At 63.1% G+C, this 17,815-nt stretch carries 16 protein-coding genes; 13 read left to right on the plus strand and 3 right to left on the minus strand.

What is annotated here, in order from left to right:
• The first annotated feature begins 122 nt into the window (after nucleotides 1–122).
• The 6 genes from OCA5_RS05125 (at nucleotide 123) to OCA5_RS05145 (ending at nucleotide 7,504) form a co-directional block, all read left to right on the plus strand.
• Complete coding sequence (locus OCA5_RS05125; protein ID WP_013912903.1) at nucleotides 123–1,136, plus strand: 2-dehydropantoate 2-reductase; 1,014 nt, start codon at nucleotides 123–125, stop codon at nucleotides 1,134–1,136.
• Between the two features lie 432 nt (nucleotides 1,137–1,568).
• Entirely contained in the window at nucleotides 1,569–3,506 is a 1,938-nt protein-coding gene (locus tag OCA5_RS05130) for a hypothetical protein (protein WP_012564217.1), read from the plus strand.
• Nucleotides 3,507–3,584: 78 nt separating this feature from the next.
• Nucleotides 3,585–3,737: a hypothetical protein gene (locus OCA5_RS19100; RefSeq protein WP_012564216.1), complete on the plus strand. Its 153-nt coding sequence runs from the start codon at nucleotides 3,585–3,587 to the stop codon at nucleotides 3,735–3,737.
• A gap of 25 nt (nucleotides 3,738–3,762) precedes the next feature.
• Nucleotides 3,763–4,992 (plus strand): GGDEF domain-containing protein, encoded by a 1,230-nt coding sequence (locus OCA5_RS05135; RefSeq protein ID WP_244396085.1) that lies wholly within the window; start codon nucleotides 3,763–3,765, stop codon nucleotides 4,990–4,992.
• Between the two features lie 256 nt (nucleotides 4,993–5,248).
• Nucleotides 5,249–6,475 carry a lipopolysaccharide biosynthesis protein gene (locus OCA5_RS05140; protein ID WP_012564214.1) on the plus strand — a complete coding sequence of 409 codons (1,227 nt, stop codon included), beginning with the start codon at nucleotides 5,249–5,251 and terminating at the stop codon, nucleotides 6,473–6,475.
• Between the two features lie 12 nt (nucleotides 6,476–6,487).
• Nucleotides 6,488–7,504: a glycosyltransferase family 4 protein gene (locus OCA5_RS05145; RefSeq protein ID WP_012564213.1), complete on the plus strand. Its 1,017-nt coding sequence runs from the start codon at nucleotides 6,488–6,490 to the stop codon at nucleotides 7,502–7,504.
• A gap of 10 nt (nucleotides 7,505–7,514) precedes the next feature.
• Here the strand turns inward: OCA5_RS05145 and OCA5_RS05150 are convergent, their stop codons facing one another.
• Nucleotides 7,515–8,747: an MFS transporter gene (locus OCA5_RS05150; protein WP_244396084.1), complete on the minus strand. Its 1,233-nt coding sequence runs from the start codon at nucleotides 8,745–8,747 to the stop codon at nucleotides 7,515–7,517.
• Between the two features lie 245 nt (nucleotides 8,748–8,992).
• On the opposite strand from OCA5_RS05150, the gene OCA5_RS05155 reads away from it, so the two are divergent.
• The 6 genes from OCA5_RS05155 to OCA5_RS05180 all read left to right on the plus strand — a co-directional run bounded on the left by OCA5_RS05155 (nucleotide 8,993) and on the right by OCA5_RS05180 (nucleotide 15,050).
• Nucleotides 8,993–9,934 (plus strand): AEC family transporter, encoded by a 942-nt coding sequence (locus OCA5_RS05155; protein ID WP_012564211.1) that lies wholly within the window; start codon nucleotides 8,993–8,995, stop codon nucleotides 9,932–9,934.
• A gap of 263 nt (nucleotides 9,935–10,197) precedes the next feature.
• On the plus strand, nucleotides 10,198–10,659 hold the full coding sequence (locus OCA5_RS05160; RefSeq protein WP_012564210.1) for an acyl-CoA thioesterase: 462 nt from the start codon (nucleotides 10,198–10,200) through the stop codon (nucleotides 10,657–10,659).
• Nucleotides 10,660–10,678: 19 nt separating this feature from the next.
• Nucleotides 10,679–12,196 carry an MmgE/PrpD family protein gene (locus tag OCA5_RS05165; protein WP_012564209.1) on the plus strand — a complete coding sequence of 506 codons (1,518 nt, stop codon included), beginning with the start codon at nucleotides 10,679–10,681 and terminating at the stop codon, nucleotides 12,194–12,196.
• A gap of 182 nt (nucleotides 12,197–12,378) precedes the next feature.
• Nucleotides 12,379–13,554, plus strand: coding sequence for a bifunctional 2-methylcitrate synthase/citrate synthase (gene prpC, locus OCA5_RS05170; protein WP_012564208.1), 1,176 nt, complete (start codon nucleotides 12,379–12,381; stop codon nucleotides 13,552–13,554).
• Nucleotides 13,555–13,563: 9 nt separating this feature from the next.
• Nucleotides 13,564–14,475, plus strand: a complete 912-nt coding sequence (gene prpB, locus OCA5_RS05175; RefSeq protein WP_012564207.1) for a methylisocitrate lyase — start codon at nucleotides 13,564–13,566, stop codon at nucleotides 14,473–14,475.
• A gap of 335 nt (nucleotides 14,476–14,810) precedes the next feature.
• A complete protein-coding gene (locus tag OCA5_RS05180; protein ID WP_013912906.1) occupies nucleotides 14,811–15,050 on the plus strand; it encodes a hypothetical protein in 240 nt (79 codons plus the stop codon).
• Nucleotides 15,051–15,207: 157 nt separating this feature from the next.
• Here OCA5_RS05180 and OCA5_RS05185 read toward each other — a convergent pair whose 3' ends face one another.
• Nucleotides 15,208–15,561: a hypothetical protein gene (locus tag OCA5_RS05185; protein WP_013912907.1), complete on the minus strand. Its 354-nt coding sequence runs from the start codon at nucleotides 15,559–15,561 to the stop codon at nucleotides 15,208–15,210.
• A 407-nt stretch (nucleotides 15,562–15,968) separates the two neighbouring features.
• On the opposite strand from OCA5_RS05185, the gene OCA5_RS05190 reads away from it, so the two are divergent.
• Nucleotides 15,969–17,402, plus strand: a complete 1,434-nt coding sequence (locus OCA5_RS05190) for an NAD-dependent succinate-semialdehyde dehydrogenase (protein ID WP_012564204.1) — start codon at nucleotides 15,969–15,971, stop codon at nucleotides 17,400–17,402.
• A gap of 86 nt (nucleotides 17,403–17,488) precedes the next feature.
• On the opposite strand, the gene OCA5_RS05195 is transcribed toward OCA5_RS05190, so the two are convergent.
• Nucleotides 17,489–17,800: a polyhydroxyalkanoic acid system family protein gene (locus tag OCA5_RS05195; RefSeq protein WP_012564203.1), complete on the minus strand. Its 312-nt coding sequence runs from the start codon at nucleotides 17,798–17,800 to the stop codon at nucleotides 17,489–17,491.
• Nucleotides 17,801–17,815: the final 15 nt, after the last annotated feature.

Consider the following 17,815-nt stretch of genomic DNA (forward strand, 5'->3'; position numbering starts at 1 on the left):
TGTAATTTGACTAACTTTTACACCTCACACGGCATTCGTGGCGGAGGCCCTGCCGGATGTGTCATGCCGCTTGTGGAGGCGCAAACCTGCGTCGTTCGCAACACAAAGAGCAAGGCATTTCGATGAAGGTTTGTATCTACGGCGCGGGAGCGATTGGCGGCTATGTCGGCGTGTTGATGAAGCTCGCCGGGGCCGATGTGTCTTTGATTGCGCGCGGCGCGCACCTCAAGGCGATCAAGGACGACGGACTCAAGCTGCACATCGGCGGCGAGGAGAAGGTCGCGCGGATGACGGCGACCGCCGATCCCGCGGAACTCGGGCCGCAGGATTACGTCATCATTGCGCTGAAGGCGCATCAGGCGTGGGAAGTCGCCGAGCAGATGAAGCCGCTGCTCGGGCCGAACACCTCGGTCGTCACCGCGCAGAACGGCCTGCCGTGGTGGTACTTCCACGGCTTCCAGGGGCAATATGCCGACCGGCGCATCGAGAGCGTCGATCCCGGCTCGCGGCAGTGGAATGCGATCGGGCCGGAGCGCGTCATCGGTTGCACGGTCTATCCGGCGGCGGAGGTCGAGGCGCCGGGTGTCATCCATCACATCTCTGGCGACAAGTTCGGCCTCGGTGAGCCGACCCGCGCCGTCACCGAGCGCGCGCAAAAGCTGTCGCAACTGTTCGAGAGCGCCGGGCTGAAGGCGCCGATCCTGCCCGAGATCCGCAACGACATCTGGCTGAAGCTGTGGGGCAATTTGTGCTTCAACCCGATCTCGGCGCTGACGCATGCGACTCTCGATGTCGTCGCGACCGATCCAGGCACGCGCGAACTCTCCCGCAACATGATGGAGGAGGCCGAGCGTATCGCGCGGCGCATCGGCGTGCATTTCCGAGTCGATATCGAACGGCGCATCAACGGCGCGGCGCGCGTCGGCGCCCATCGCACCTCGATGCTGCAGGATGTCGACAAGAACCGCCCGATCGAACTCGACGCGCTGCTGACCTCGGTGCAGGAACTCGGCCGTCTCACCGAAGTGCCGACGCCGCACATCAATGCGGTGCTCGCCCTCGCCAAGCAGATGGGGCGGGTGAAGGGAATCTACCCGACGTTCCCGGAGGAAAAGGTCGCCGAGGTCGACGATTGATGAGGCGGCGAGTGCGCCGAACTTCTCTCGTCATCGCAGTGCAGGTTACTCATTCAGTGATCGTGCCCGCAGAGGTTCCCTTTACCTCTCCCCGGCGGGGAGAGGTCGGCGAGCCATAAGCGCGGTTACGCGCGTCTTCAACGCGCTATGGCGAGCCGGGTGAGGGGGATCGAATTTCACGTTTGAGTTCAGTGCCCCTCACCCCAACCCTCTCCCCGCAAGAACGGGGAGAGGGAGCGCATCGCGGGTGAGGCCCGCAGAATAACAACTTCGAATCAATCGCTGATGAACCTGCCTAGCCCTGGCAGAGAGCAGCAAATCCGGTTCCTTCCGCACCCAAATATCGGTTTGCGATCCCTATAAAAGGGTGGACCTGCCACCTCGCTTTTCGCAATATCCGGGCGCCGTTCTGACAGCGTGCAGGGAGGCCCGATGTTTCCGCACAGCCGGATTGCCGCCGCGACTGCGTCACTGCTGATCGCGAGCGCCTTTTTCATCTCTCCTGTTTCATCCACGCAAGCATGGGCCGAAACGTCCAGCGCATGCGCCACCGAGGGCACCAACCTCGCCGTGCTGGCCTCGCCTGCCGTGCCATGGAAAGGTGCGCCGCTGCGGGTGATCTTCGCAGCCGAGAAGTCGGCGCAGGGCGAGCTTTCGCTGATTGCGCCGGACGGCAGCGTCGCGGTGAAATCGAGCAAGCCGCATGGTGGCCCGCCTTATTTCTGGATCGCCGAAGTCGCAACGCCGGTTGCGGGAACGTGGCATGCGAAATTCGTGCGTGATCGTGCTGTGTCCGGCTGCGAGACGGTGACGCGCGAGATCGCGGTGCGCGCCGAGCGGCCGCAGAAACCGGGGACCGTGGCGGGCAGCGTCTGGCCGGTTCACGACACTTGGGATCGCGCTACGGAAAATCTCTATTCGGCCTGGATCGAGAAGCTGTTCGATGCCTCGCTCGATGCGCCGCCGTCGTGGAAGGCGCTGCATGAGGTGCTGCGTGATCGCTCGCGCAATTTCCTGTTCGATTACCTCGGCCTCGGTGAGGATGAGATGGGGATGGTGTTCCACCCCGATTGCGCGGACATGCCGTATTTCCTGCGCGCGTATTTCGCCTTCAAGCTCGGGCTGCCGTTCGGCTATTCGCGCTGTTCGCGCGGCACCGCGACCAAGGCACCGACCTGCCCGCAGTGGTTCAACATCGAGAGTGTCGAGGCCGCGCGTCAACCACCGCAGCAATCGGCATCGGCCGAGCCTGCGGATGCTGCCGCGGCCGAGCCTGCGCCGGCAAAGCGCCTCAGCCTCGCAGCCTCCTTCGGCAAATACATCAACGTGATCGGCGATGCCGTGCATTCCGGCTCGGGACGAACGGCGGCAGCGGATAACAACACCGATTACTATCCGGTGGCGCTGACGCAGGCAGCGCTGCGGCCCGGCACGATCTACGCCGACCCGTTCGGGCACATCCTGATGCTGACGAAGCGCGTCGCGCAGACCGATCATTCGGCCGGCGTCTTCCTCGCGGCCGATGCGCAGCCGGACGGCACGGTGGCGATCAAGCGATTCTGGCGCGGCAATTTCCTGTTCGCGCAGGACAACACCACGGGGCCGGGCTTCAAGCGGTTTCGCCCGGTGGTGCGCGAGCGCAACGGCGCGCTGCGGCGGTTGACGAACACCCAGATCGCGGGCAGCGCGCAGTACGGCAATTATTCGGCCGAGCAGTCGAAGATGACGACCGAGGCGTTCTACGACCGCATGGACGATGTGATGTCGCCCGCGCCGCTCGATCCCTCGCGCGCGATGAAGGAAGTGATTGCCGCGCTCGACGAACAGGCGCAGGCGCGCGTCACGTCGGTCGAGAACGGCCGCAAATATCTCGACAGTGGCCGCGGTGTTGCGTCGATGCCGGAGGGCGCGGCGATCTTCGAGACCACCGGCGCGTGGGAGGATTTCGCGACCCCCTCACGCGATCTGCGGCTTCTGATTGCGATCGACGTGGTGCGCGGCTTCCCGGACCGCGTTGCGCGGCGACCCGATCGTTACGCGATGCCGGCGGGCAGGAGCGTTGCGGACGTGAAGGGCGAACTGCAAAGCGCGCTCGCCTCAGAGCTTGCTGCACGTAAATTCACCTATACGCGCAGCGATGGCTCGCCGTGGACGCTGACGGTGAAGGATGTGATCGACCGCGCGCCCGCGCTGGAGATGGCCTACAACGTCAACGACTGCGTCGAACTGCGGTGGGGCGCGACCGCGAGTAGCGACGAGGCCGCGACCTGCAAGCGCCACGCGCCGGAGGCCCAGCGCGCCAAGATGACGAAGTATCGACCGTGGTTTCACGAGCGCCGCCGGCCCGCTCGCGGTGCGCGGGGCGTGTAAGGTTTATGTTTAAGTGCGCGTGAATCAGCGCACTAGGGCGGAGCACAGTCCGTCGCGTAATGATGAGGAAAGACGTGGATGCCCGGCATAAAGCCGGGCATGACGGGAATGTTGGCCGCGCCGCTGCAAGCCGACAAATGCCGCGCTTCCACCCGGCATAATTTTAGTTATCATTTTAATCATCCGATTCAGCATCCGTTAGGTTTGCTTGCGGGTGTTGCACTGCATTAAGCGTTCTCTTAATGACAAGCCTCGCATGGTGCAGCCGGGTTTCAGGGAACGTGGGACGGCCGTGCTCGATTACAATTCTCTTCTGATCGCGCTGAGTTTTTGTAGCGCCGGGCTCGCCTTCACGTTCTTCGGGAGCTGGCTGGTGTCGCGCACCGACAGCATCCTGATGACATGGGCTGGCGGCGTGTCCTGCCTCGCCATCGCGCTGATTTTCTACCAGTCGTTTGTCGCGGAATTCTCGCCGGTGATCGGCATCGTCGCCTTTGCGGCGCTGCTGATCGGCCTCGCGCTGTTCATGGGCTCGGCTTACCAATTCCAGACCGGCAAACTGCCGGCGCGCACCGTTGCCGTCACAGCGGGCGTGTCGATCGCGCTGATGGCCGTCCCGATGCTGCGGGGCTATGACGGCATTTCCTATATCGCGCTCAATCTCGGTGCGGCGGCGTTCATGCTGGCGACCGCGTGGGAATACTGGCGCTGGCGCGCCGAAGCGCCGCTCCTCATTCTTCTTCTCTCCGCGCTCTATGCGTTGACGGCGTTGTCCTTCGTGCTGTGCGCTGTGGTGCTGCTCCAGCAGGGCGAATGGATGATGCATCGCGCGCCCTCCGGCTGGGCAGAGAACATCAATCTCGTGATGTCGATCACCAGTATCGGCGGGCTCGGTGCATTGTCGCTGGCGCTCAATCAGGTCCGCATCACCCGCCACCATCAGCGCGAAGCCGAGCATGACTCGCTGACGGGTCTCCTCAACCGCCGCGCTCTGTTCGACAAGTCGCAGCGCGTTGCGGCGCCGGTCGCCGTCGTGGTGTTCGATGTCGATCACTTCAAGGCGGTGAACGACCGGCATGGTCATCAGGTCGGTGACACCGTGCTGCAGACGTTTGCGAGCCTGCTCGCCGCCAACACCCGCGAGGGCGATCTCGCCGCGCGTCTCGGCGGCGAGGAATTCGTCATCGTTCTGTCTGGCACTATGGCTGCTCAGGCGATGCAGGTGGCGGAGCGCGTGCGCGAAAGCCTCGCCGGGCAGCGCTTCATTTCCTCGTCGGGCGATTTCGGCGTGACGGTCAGCGCCGGCGTCGCCTGCGAGAACGGCGAGGTCGATATCATCGCGCTGCTGCGGCGGGCGGATTTTGCGCTTTACGATGCGAAGCACACCGGGCGTAACCGTGTGCTTTTGTCCTCGAGCGAGGCAAGCCTTGCGCCCTTCGATGCGGCGATGGCGGCCGGCGACAGCATCGTCCGGCTGCGGTCATGACGCGTGGCAGGATTGCGAGCCTTTGAATCCATGGTTGTGCCGGCCAATAAATCAGCCTCTGGATGAAGTTTTGCGGCCCTTTTTTGCGATAAATTAAGGTCCCCTTCGCTTCTATAGGAGGCGCCGATGGCCGGGCGAGCTTGGGCGGTGCCACAGCGGATCGGACGATTTTAACCGGCCTCATTCGAATCATCGGCCTCAATTCATCACACGTCCAGATAACCGGTACCGGATCATGATGCAGTCGCTTTTGCTTATGGCACTCCGCATCGCCAGTACGGCTGCAAAATTCATTCTCACGATCTATACCGCGCGCTACCTTGGTCTCGCCGATCTCGGCGTCTATGGCTTGCTCGTCGGCGCGACGACGATGATCCCTGCTGTGCTGGGTCTCGGTACGACCGACTGGGTGTTGCGCCATATCGCCACCATGCCGCGCGATGAGGCCATCGCGAGCTCCGCCACCCGCCTTGCATTGCCGATGCTGTTGCACGCCATCGGCCAGCCAATCTTGTGGGCCGTGAACTATGCGCTCGGCGCGCCGGTGCCGTGGCAGCTCCTGCTGATCGGCGGCGCTATTTTGTTCCTCGAGCACATCGCGTCCGATGCCTGCGACCTTCTGATCGGGCGCGGGTGGGTTTATTTCGCAAACATCGTGTTCTTCATGCGTGGCGGCCTCTGGCCTCCGGTCGTGATCGCCTGGGGTCTTCTGGATCCGTCAGCCCGCACGCTTCAATGCCTCCTGCTTGGCTGGCTTTGCTCGTTGATCTTGACGTGGATCGTGCTTGCTGCGCAGCTCTTCTCGCAATCGCGCTGGCGTGCCGTCGGCATTCGCGCATCGTGGATGGCGGGCGGCGTTCGCGCGTCCGTCCCGTTCTACATCAAGGATCTGACAGGCTCGGTGAGCCTGTATCTTGACCGTTTTTTGCTGTCGGCGTTCCTCGGCCTCGAACTGACCGGCGTCTACACGCTGTTCTGGTCGGTCGCCAACGTGCTGCACAATCTCGTCGTGTTCAGCGTGGTCCAGCCGAATCTCCGGCGCATGATCGAGAGCGCCCGGCAGCCGGACGATGCATCGTTTCGTGTTCTCGAACGCAAGCTGCAGAGGGAAGGTGGGATCTGGATTGTCCTTCTCGCGGTTGGCGCCAGCGTTGCCCTGTTTCTTCTGCTGCCGCTGCTCGATCGTCCCTTGCTTCAGGAAAATTTGTCTGTGTTCTGGATCATCCTTGCAGCAACCGCGTTGCGCGCCGGCGCCGACAGCTATGGCTTCATGATGCTGGCGCTGCGCAAGGACCGGGCGATTGCGATCGCAAGCGTCGGCGGGGCTATCGCATCGATCATTCTCAATCTGGCGCTGTTGCCGATGTTGGGCCTTGCAGGCGCAGCGCTGGCTTACCTGCTGACGGCTGGTGGCCTGCTTGTCGTACGCTACGCCATGACCCGGAGCTTTTGCATGCTCCGGTCATGCGGCTCAACTTTGTGAAAGACTGACGTCATGCGCGTTCTGATCTCGACCGTCGCATTCCCCCCGAGCGTGGGCGGCATGGAAACCGCCGCATTGGACATTGCATCGGGTCTTGCGGAACGCGGTCACGATGTCACGGTCGCCGCGACGACACCGAGCAGCGAGCCGGATCGGTACCCATTCAAGGTTGTTCGCAATCCCGACGCGAAAACCATGTGGAATCTGACACGCGATACGGACGTGGTGTGGCAAAACCACATTTCGCTGCGGCTGGTGTGGCCCGCGCTTGTGCTGCGCCGTCCGGTGGTCTTCATGCATCACATCTGGCTGGACACCGATCCGGGGTCGGGCACGCAATACGGCAGCCTGAAACGGTACGTCTGCAAGCTGGGCACCAATGGCTTTGTCAGCACGGCTTTGCGCGATGCCGTCAAGCTCGATGGGCCGATCATTCCCAACTCGTATAACGCGGATATCTTCCGTTTCAGGGAGGAGATTCGGCCGGATCGCGATGTCGTGTTTCTCGGCCGGCTGACGCGGGTGAAGGGCGTCGACCTTCTGGTCGAGGCGATCGCTCTCGCCGCAAAGAACGGCACCGTCATCACGGCTTCGATCATCGGTACGGGACCGGAAGAAGCCGCCTTGAAGAGGCAGGCCGAGAATGCGGGCGTGCTGGACCGGATCGTCTTCACGGGCGCGTTGCGAGGCGAGGCGCTGGCGCAAACGCTGAGCCACCACCGCATCGCCGTGGTGCCGTCGCGATGGGAAGAACCGTTCGGCATCGTCGCGCTGGAAGCCCTTGCGAGCGGATGTGTTGTTGCTGTCGCGGATAGCGGTGCGTTGCCGGAGGTCATCGGCCCCTGCGGGCCGGTGTTCAAAAAGGGCGATGCGGCCTCACTCGCGGCAACACTGGAAGACCTTGTCAAACATCCTGACAGTATCGCGCGCTATCGCGCCAACATTCCCGCGCATCTTGAGGGATACACACGCCGGGCGCAGATGGATGCGAGTGAAGCGCTGCTCGACAGCGCGATTTCCGGCTCATAAGCGAAGCCCACTAGCCCGGATGCGTCCGCGCCAGATGCAGCGCGGCGGCGAGGCCGCAGGCGACCATGACGGCGGTGAAGGCCGCCACCGCGAGCCAGCCTTCCGCGGCCCAGAACCAGCCGCCGACCCAGCCGGCAACGCTGGAGCCTGTGTAATACGCCAGCAGATAAAGCGAGGCGGCGTGGCCCTTGGTGGTCTTCGCCATGCGGCCGACCCAGCCGCTCGCGACCGAGTGCGAAATAAAGAAGCCGATGGTGACGAGCGAGATGCCGGCGATCACCAGAAGGAGCGGCTGCAGCAGCGTGACGCCGATGCCGGCCAGCATCACGGTAAGGCCGGTGAGCAGCACCGGCGCACGGCCGATGCGATCAACCATCGCGCCCGCGGTCGAGGATGCGACGATGCCGAACAGATAGACCGTGAAGATCAGGCCAAGTTGGGTCTGGTTCAGTTCGTAAGGCGCGCCGACAAGGCGGAAGGCAGCGTAGTTGTAGATCGTGATGAAGGCGCCCATCGACAGGCAGCCGATCAGGAACAGAAACGGCAGGCCGGAATCGCGCAAATGGCGGCCCCATGCCTGCAGATGGAAGCGGGCATCGAAGCCCAACTGGCGCTGGAAGTTGCGCGAGGGCGGCAGCAGCATGATGAAGGCGAACGTCATCAGAAGGTCGATGACGCCGATGGTGCCGAGCGCCCATCGCCACGACGTATGCTCGGCAATAACGCCGCTCAGCACGCGGCCCGCCATGCCGCCGAACGCGGTGCCGCTGATATAAAGGCCCATCGTCATTCCGAGGCCTTTGGGGTGGATTTCCTCGGCGAGGTAGGCCATCGCCACCGCGGGCACGCCGCCGAGCACGATGCCTTCGAGCGCGCGGATGATCAGCAGCGCGTGCCAGTCCGGCACCACCGCCTGCGCGATGTTGAGGAACGAGGCGAGGCCCATCGAGACGAACATCAGCTTGCGCCGGCCGAACATTTCCGAGCCCGCGCCCGCGCACAGAATGGCGATGGCAAGGCAGGCCGTCGTCACAGACAGAGCGAGCGAACTCGTCGCCGCGCTCACCTGAAAATCGGTGGCGAATTCCGGTAGCAGCGGCTGCACGTCATAGACCAGCGTGAAGGTGACGAAGCCCGCGAGAAACAGTGCAATCGAAATGCGCCGATAGGTGCCGGTGCCGCGCTCGACCCATATCGGGGCGGCGGGGGCCGGTGCGGCGGGTTTGGGCTGGCGGGTTTTCATCGGATGCGAAGCTGAAGCATATCGTACGCAATACAACAATGCGGACGAAAGTTTCCTATGCAACAGGGGAGGGGGCCAACGTTTCTGCCGCATAGCTTGTCGCGCGCGGGTAGCGTATCGAGAGACGATCTTGCGTTGTCACCAAAGTCTTATGCGGAACGCCGTGCGCCCCATTGAACGGCGGGCGGCACGCGTGATTTCATCTTGCTTCGCAGGAAGCCTGCGGATCTCTCGATTGGTTGAGCATGCTGTCTGCCCTCGTCGTTGTTTTCCCCGTCTTTGCGCTGATTTTCACGGGATGGCTGGTGCGCCGCATTGGCGTGCTCGGCCCGCAATCGACGTCCGAGCTCAACCGCTTCGTGGTCTATCTCGCGCTGCCTGCGCTTTTGTTTGACGTGATTGCCCATGCGGGCTGGGCCGATATCTGGAAACCCGGCTTCATCGCGGTGTTCGGACTGAGCAGCCTGCTGATCTACGCGCTCGCCTTCGTGCTGCGCTATCGCAAGCCGCGGCATCTTGCGGATGCGGCGATCGACGGCCTCAATGCGGGCTATGCCAACACCGGCTTCATGGGATTTCCGCTGCTGCTGATCGTGCTCGGGCAGGAGGCGATGGCGCCGACCACCATCGCCTGCATCATCACGGTCTGCGTGGTGTTCGCGGTTGCGATCGTGCTGATCGAGATCGGCCTGCAGCCGGAGGGCAGGGTGCATCTCGTCGCGCTGAAGGTCGGGAATTCGCTGCTGCGTAATCCGCTTCTGGTCGCGCCGGCGCTCGGCGCGCTGATCCCGATCTCGGGCGTGACGATTCCGGGGCCGATCGACAACTTCATCAAGCTGCTGGCCGCGACCGCCGCGCCTTGCGCGCTGGTGACGCTCGGCCTGTTTCTCGCCGAGAAGCGCGAGAGTGAAAGTGCCGCGGCCGACACCCGCGCGGCGACGCTGTTCGTGACGCTGAAGCTCCTGCTGCATCCGGTGCTCGCCTGGGTACTGGCGACGCAGGTGTTCAACCTGTCGCCGTTCTTGACCCAGGCTGCGGTGCTGCTCTCCGCGCTGCCGACCGGCACGGGTCCGTTCATGCTCGCGGAGCTCTACAAGCGCGAGGCCGGCATCACCTCGACCACGATTCTGATTTCGACCACGCTGTCGATCATCACGGTGTCGATCTACGTGGCGATTGCGATCTAGGGCGGGTGGATTTACTCGCCAGTTGTCATGCCCGCTTTATGCCGGGCATCTACGTCTCTGGAACCTTCGACAGGGGAGGACGTGGATGGCCGGGACAAGCCCGGCCATGACAGAAGATGCATTTTTTCGGGCCCGATTGTCGCGCGGGTTGGGCCCGTGATCGGGGCCGGAAGATAACGCGCTGATCTTATAGGTATAATTTTCCTCGCCGCAGGCCCGCCCTAGACTTTCTTCGTCATTTCAAAAGCCGGTCGGGATGGCTAGTGTGCGCCGCGATGAAAAGCCGGACCCCCACCTCTCGTCCACAGTCCGCCCCCGATGCGCCCGCCCCAGCAGCCAGCACATCGGGCGACACGCGTCTTCTCGAAATCGTCTTTCCCGAGCACGCCAACCATTACGGCACCCTGTTTGCCGGCAGCGCCCTGAGCCTGATGGCGAAGGCCGCCTTTGTCGCGGGTGCGCGCCGCGCCGGCCGCAACGTCGTGATGGCGACCGCCGAGAAGGTCGACTTTCTCGAACCCGTGAAGGTCGGCGAGCTCATCGAGATCGTGGCGCGCATCACCCGCACCGGAAAAAGCTCGATGACGGTGGGCGTGGAAATCCTGCGCGAAGATCTCGTGAGCAAGCAGCATCGCGCGGCGATGCGCGGCCAGTTCGAGATGGTTGCCGTCAACGAACAGGGGCGTCCGGTCCGGATCGACCCCGACCCATCCCAATCGACGTAAAGCCAAGGAAGCCCGACCCGTGAAGAACCACACCGTCCGCACCTACAAATCCGCCGAACACCTCCAGCGTGCCGACCAGTTGGCCTGGAAGATTGCCGAAGTGGCTGCCGATCCGGTCGCGGTCGAGCCCGCGGTCGCGGAGATGATCGGCAACCGCATCATCGACAATGCCTCCGTTGCCGCCGCCTCACTGGCACGGCGGCCGGTGGTGAGCGCGCGGGCGCAGGCGGAGGCGCATCCGTTTGCACCTGGCGCCACGATCTTCGGCCTTGCGGCCGACAAACGCGTCTCGCCGGAATGGGCGGCGTGGGCGAACGGCGTCGCGGTGCGCGAACTCGATTTCCACGACACGTTTCTGGCCGCCGACTACTCGCATCCCGGCGATAACATTCCGCCGATCCTCGCGGTCGCGCAGCACACCAATCTGTCCGGCGCCGATCTCGTGCGTGGCCTTGCCACCGGCTACGAGATTCAGGTCAACCTCGTGAAGGGCATCTGCCTGCACGAGCACAAGATCGACCACATCGCCCATCTCGGCCCGTCGGCCGCGGCCGGTATCGGCACGCTGTTGAAGCTGCCGACCGAGACGATCTATCAGGCGGTGCAGCAGGCGCTGCATGTCACCACCACCACGCGGCAGTCGCGCAAGGGTGAGATTTCGAGTTGGAAGGCCTATGCCCCGGCGTTCGCAGGCAAGATGGCGATCGAGGCGGTGGACCGCGTAATGCGCGGCGAGGGTGCGCCGTCGCCGGCCTATGAGGGCGAGGATGGTTTCATCGCCTGGCTCCTGTCCGGCCCCAAGGCCGAATATGTCGTGCCGCTGCCGGAAAAGGGCGAGGCCAAGCGCGCCATTCTCGAGACCTACACCAAGGAGCACTCCGCCGAATACCAGAGCCAGGCGCTGATCGACCTCGCGCGTCGCCTGGGTCCGAAGATCGGCGATCTCTCAAAGGTGAAGAGCATCGTCATTCATACCAGCCACCACACTCATTATGTGATCGGCACCGGCGCCAACGATCCGCAGAAGATGGACCCGAACGCGAGCCGCGAAACGCTCGACCATTCGATCATGTACATCTTCGCCGTGGCTCTCGAGGACGGCGGCTGGCACCACGAGCGCTCCTATGCGCCCGAGCGTGCGCAGCGCAAGGACACGGTGGCGTTGTGGCACAAGATCTCGACCGTCGAGGACAAGGAGTGGACCCGCCGCTATCACAGCCAGGACCCGAAGGAAAAGGCGTTCGGCGGCAAGGTTGTGGTCACGCTCAACGACGGCAAGGTGATCGAGGACGAACTCGCGATTGCCGACGCCAACCCGCTCGGCGCGCGGCCGTTCACGCGCCCCGACTACGTCAAGAAATTCCGCACGCTTGCCGAGGGAATCGTGCCCACGAAGGAGCAGGATCGCTTCATCGCTGCGGTCGAGGCGCTGACTTCGCTGAAGGCAGGCGAGCTTGCGCAACTGTCGTTCACGGTCGAAGCGAGCAAGCTCGGCAAGGCTTCGCCGCACGGCATTTTCGACTGGCGCGCGAAGTAAAAACTCCCGGTATCTGCGTGTTCCGGCCGCCAGCGGCGGCCGGGCGCAAATGCAGGGGCCGGATGCCTTTATGCGAGTACTCCGGGCCGACTCGGCCTGAAAGAATGGGATCTGAAAGAACAATATGGGCGGACCTGACGCGAAAGGTTTCGGTTCGCCGGGAAATAAAGGAAGGAAATGTGATGGACGCGAATTCCGCACCGAAGCCCAAGAAATCCGTCGCCCTGTCGGGCGTGATGGCCGGCAACACCGCGCTCTGCACCGTCGGCCGCAGCGGCAACGACCTGCATTATCGCGGCTACGACATTCTCGACGTCGCGGAGACCTGCGAGTTCGAGGAAATCGCCTATCTTCTCGTTCACGGCGTGCTTCCGACCGTTGCCGAGCTCGACGCCTACAAGGCGAAGCTGAAGGCGATGCGCGGGCTGCCGGCTGCCGTGCGTCAGGCGCTGGAGCAACTTCCCGCCGCCGCGCATCCGATGGACGTGATGCGCACCGGCGTCTCCGTGCTCGGTTGCGTGCTGCCGGAAGCCCACGACCATAACCAGCCGGGTGCGAAGGATATCGCCGACCGCCTGATGGCTTCGCTCGGCTCGATGCTGCTTTATTGGTATCACTTCTCGCACAACGGCCGTCGCATCGAGGTCGAGACCGATGACGACTCCATTGGCGCGCACTTCCTGCATCTCCTGCATGGCGAGAAGCCGTCTAGCTCGCACGAGCGCGCGATGCACACCTCGCTCATTCTCTATGCCGAGCATGAGTTCAACGCTTCGACCTTCACCGCGCGCACCATCGCGGGTACAGGCTCGGATATGTATTCGGCGATCACCGGCGCGATCGGCGCGCTGCGCGGGCCGAAGCATGGCGGCGCCAACGAGGTCGCCTTCGAGATCCAGCAGCGTTATGCCGATGCTGATGCGGCGGAAGCCGATATCCGCCGCCGCGTCGAGGCCAAGGAAGTGGTGATCGGTTTCGGTCACCCGGTCTACACCGTCGCCGATCCGCGCAACGAGGTCATCAAGGACGTGGCGCGGCGGCTGTCGGCCGAGCGCGGCGACATGCGCATGTTCGAGATCGCCGACCGTATCGAGGCGGTGATGGCCGAGACCAAGAAGATGTTCGCGAACCTCGACTGGTTCAGCGCAGCCTCCTACTACGCGATGGGTGTGCCGACGGCGATGTTCACGCCGTTGTTCGTGATTGCGCGCACCTCGGGCTGGTCGGCGCACATTATCGAGCAGCGTATCGACAACAAGATCATCCGGCCGTCGGCAAATTATGTCGGCCCGGAGAACCTGAAGTTCGTTCCGATCAAGAAGCGTGGAAAGAAAGCGACCTCGTCGAAGGCCGGGTAAGGAGAGAGCATGACCTATCTTGTCGGCGCCGATCTGGCTGACCGCTCCGCGGGCGAGCGTTTCCGCACGCTGGTCGATCGTTCGCACATTCTCGGCATTCCGGGTGCCCATAACGGGCAGGCCGGAATTCAGGCGAAGGATGCGGGCTTCGAGGCGCTCTATCTGTCCGGTGCGGCGATGACGGCCTCGATGGGGCTGCCCGATCTCGGCATGATCACCGTCGATGAAGTGGCGTTCTTCGTGCGCCAGGTCGCGCGTGCTTCCGGCCTGCCGGTGCTGGTCGATGGCGACACCGGCTACGGCGAGGCGCTCAACGTCATGCACATGGTGCGGACGTTCGAGGATGCCGGGGCAGGAGCGGTCCACATCGAGGACCAGTTGCTGCCGAAGAAGTGCGGCCATTTGAACGACAAGAAGCTGGCCGATCCGCGCGACATGGCGGCGAAGGTTGCCGCGGCTGCCAAGGCGCGGCGGCACCTCTATCTGATCGCCCGCACCGACGCGGCGGCAAGCGAAGGCATCGACGGCGCGGTCGCGCGCGCCAAGCTCTACATCGAGGCCGGCGCCGATGCGATCTTTCCCGAGGCGCTGACCTCGCGGGAGATGTTCACGGAATTCGCCAAGCGCATGCCGGGTGTGCCGCTGCTCGCCAACATGACCGAGTTCGGGCGGACGCCGTTCTTCACCGCCGCCGAGTTCGAGGCGATGGGCTACAAGATGGTGATCTGGCCGGTGTCCTCGCTGCGCGTGGCGAACAAGGCGCAGGAAAAGCTCTACGCCGCGCTGAAGCGCGACGGCACCACCAAGGCGATGGTGGACGAGATGCAGACCCGCGCCGAGCTTTACGCGACGATCCGCCTCCACGACTACGAGGCGCTCGACGCCTCGATCGTCGAAACCATCGTGCCGAAGGTGGGGTAACTCCCCAATCCTTATGCCCCCGGACGCAGCGCGGCATCGCCCGATGCCGCACTGCCGAGCCGGGGCCGTTTACGGATGCGATGGATTGCCGGGGCATAAGGGCGTTTACGCCCGTCTTCGACGGGCTATGCCCGGCATGACGCCTTGGGTGTCGACCAAAGTTTGAAATATTCCACGAGGGCGGCGAGGTAAGGCGGTTACCGCCTTCCGCTGTGACGACTGCGTTTTTTTCGCGCGCGATTAACCCATGATAATAACCTGGGCTATCAAGGCTACAGCCTGACGATTTACATCGAAGCGGCGGCTGGCTATCGTTCGTCATTCTTGGGGCGACGATGGAAAACCGGACATTCTGGCTAGGGTTGATGGGCGGCGCGGTCGGCGGCGTGTTGATCGTCGCGGCCGGCTATTTTCTCATCAAGGCGTACCTGCCTTCGCGTGAGGGCGACCCGCTTTACAGAATGAAGCAGAGCTTCCTGCCCTCCGCCACTATGCTGTGGCGTGCGGAAGTCGAGTCGCAAATCTTCTTCCTCTATCATGAGCGCAAGGACGCGCCCGCGCTGCTGACGAGCTGAGTGCTCATGCCGCGGTTTGCGTGGCGGCGTACCTCACATCGTCGTCCAAACTCTCATGGACGATCGCATCGCGCGGGCGACAGCCGCCTCTTGGCGCCTTGCCACAATTTCGCCGCGCTAACTTCGCCGCCATGATTTCGTCACGCTAACTCGCGCCTCAGCTCGTGAGGATTTTCGAGGCGCATAGCAGCACGATCAGCGTGAGAAAAAGCAGGTCGATGTAGGACTTGAGCTCGCCCTCATGGCGCAGCCGCGAAACCTCGCGGGCCGACTGCCGGCGCACCGACCCTTCCGCGCTTCCGGTCCTGGCTTCGTTCTCGAGCCGCTCGATTTTCTGGAAGAAAATGAACTGCCGGATCGTCGAGACGATCCGCATCGACGAATAGACCAGAACGAGGAAGGCGATGATCGATCGCTCGCTGTACTTGCTGAGAAAATTCAGGGTCAAATAAACCAGCGCCAGGAACGCGAAGTTCGAAGCGAACCGGTAGAGGTAGCCAAGAATGACCAAAACGAAATTCCTCGAAAGCGCGCCCCCATCTGCACCCTCGGTGTTGAGGATGCTGCGCAACAGAGTGTCAGTGGCCTTCTCCGGACAGCATGCTGCGGAAGGCCGAACTCGAAGCGAGTCTCCTTGACCAGCTTGCCCTACGGGCACTTACGAGAATCGAAGGTCCTTGAGTACCGCGAATCCTGCCGGTTTTCCGGTCGCCCCGCAAGGAGATTGCATTGCGGCGCAAGGGATTTATCGCCGCAACGGCGGCGCGACGTAAGCGGCTACGGTCACGGCGCATGGTTGCGCATGGCGCCTTTGACATTTCGAGAGTGGGTTGGCGGGCCGGATCGGTTTATATGCGCTTGCATCCTTTCTGTGCTACGGCACGTCATTCTTGATCTTAAGGCAAAGGGTTCTTCGCGATGGCCTCCTATTCCGACACCCAGCTTTTCATCGACGGCCGCTGGCGCGACGGCAGCAAGCCGCGCCTGCCGGTGGTCAATCCGGCAACGGAGGAGATGATCGGTACGCTCGCCCATGCCGGGCAGGCCGATCTCGATGAGGCGCTCGCGGCCGCGCAGCGTGGCTTCGAGGTATGGCGGCGAACCGGTGCGCTGGAGCGCTCCAAGCTGATCCGCCGCGCGGCGGAGATATTGCGCGGGCGGATTGATACCATCGCCACGTTGATGACGCTGGAGCAGGGCAAGCCGCTCGTCGAATCCCGCGCGGAGGCGACCGGTGCCGCGGACACCATCGAGTGGTTCGCGGAAGAAACGCGCCGCACCTACGGTCGCATCGTCCCGGCACGGGCCATGAACGTCACGCAGATGGTGGTGAAGGAGCCGGTCGGCGTCGCCGCCGCTTTCACGCCGTGGAATTTCCCGCTCAATCAGGCGGTGCGCAAAGTCTCCGCCGCGCTTGCTGCGGGCTGCTCGATCATTTTGAAGGGACCGGAAGAAACGCCCGCGAGTTGTGCCGCGTTGATCGACGTGTTCGCGGAAGCCGGCATCCCGGATGGCGTGGTGAATATCGTGTTCGGCGTGCCCGCGGAAATTTCCTCGTATCTGATCCCGCATCCGATCATCAAAAAGATTTCGTTTACCGGTTCGACTGTCGTCGGCAAGCAGCTTGCGGCGATGGCGGGCAGCCATATGAAGCGCGTCACCATGGAGCTCGGCGGTCATGCGCCCGCGCTGGTGTTCGACGATGCGGACGTGGCGCACGCCGTGAAGATTCTTGCGGCGAACAAGTTTCGCAACGCCGGGCAGGTCTGCGTCGCGCCGACGCGCTTTCTGGTGCAGGACAAGGTCTACGAGGATTTCCTCACGGGCTTCGTGGAGACTGCGGAAAACGTCAAGGTCGGTGACGGCATGGAGAAGGGTACCCGGATGGGGCCGCTTGCCAACAGCCGACGCCTCGAAGCGATGGAAGCGCTCGTTGCGGATGCGACCTCGCGCGGTGCGAAGGTCGCCACCGGTGGCGAGCGGATCGGCAACCGCGGTTATTTCTTCAAACCGACGGTGCTGACGGAGGTGCCGCTGTCGGCGCGGGTCATGAACGAAGAGCCGTTCGGCCCTGTCGCGCTCATCAGCCGCTTCTCTGATTACGACAAGGCGATTGCCGAAGCCAACCGCCTGCCGTACGGGCTTGCCGCCTATGCCTACACGACATCGGCGAAGACGATGGCCAATCTCGGTCGTGATATCGAAAGCGGCATGGTCAGTATCAACCACCATGGCATTGCGCTGCCGGAATTGCCGTTCGGCGGCATCAAGGATTCCGGTTACGGCTCCGAGGGTGGTATCGAAGCCGTCGAAGCCTACCTCAACACTAAGCTGGTGACGCAGGCGATATAATATCCGCTCGTCAGGAATAATCCGATAGAGAAACAACAAGCCGGCTGCGTGCGTGCAGCCGGCTTTTTGGTGCGATAAAAAAATAGCTATTTCTTTTCCAGCATCAGGCGGCCCTTGTCGCGGATCAGCGTTTGTGCTCCGTCGGCAAGCTTGGCGAGAAGCCAGGGCAGCACCACCTCGAGCCGTACATGATCTTCGGCGACGTCGATGGTGCCGCTGACGGCCTGCTTCAGTGCGGTGACGCGAAACGCGAGCTGGTTCTCGTCCCAGGTCTCTTCATTCACAGTTAGGTACTGGCTGTACTGCGTGCGAGCTCCTGAAAGACCGTTTTTCAGGCGGCGAATGGCTTCCTCGCGGCCGAGACTATGCGGAATGGAAACGACAAGCGGCTTCGACACGGGCAATCTCCTATG

This window comes from Afipia carboxidovorans OM5, assembly GCF_000218565.1.
GTDB lineage: Bacteria > Pseudomonadota > Alphaproteobacteria > Rhizobiales > Xanthobacteraceae > Afipia > Afipia carboxidovorans.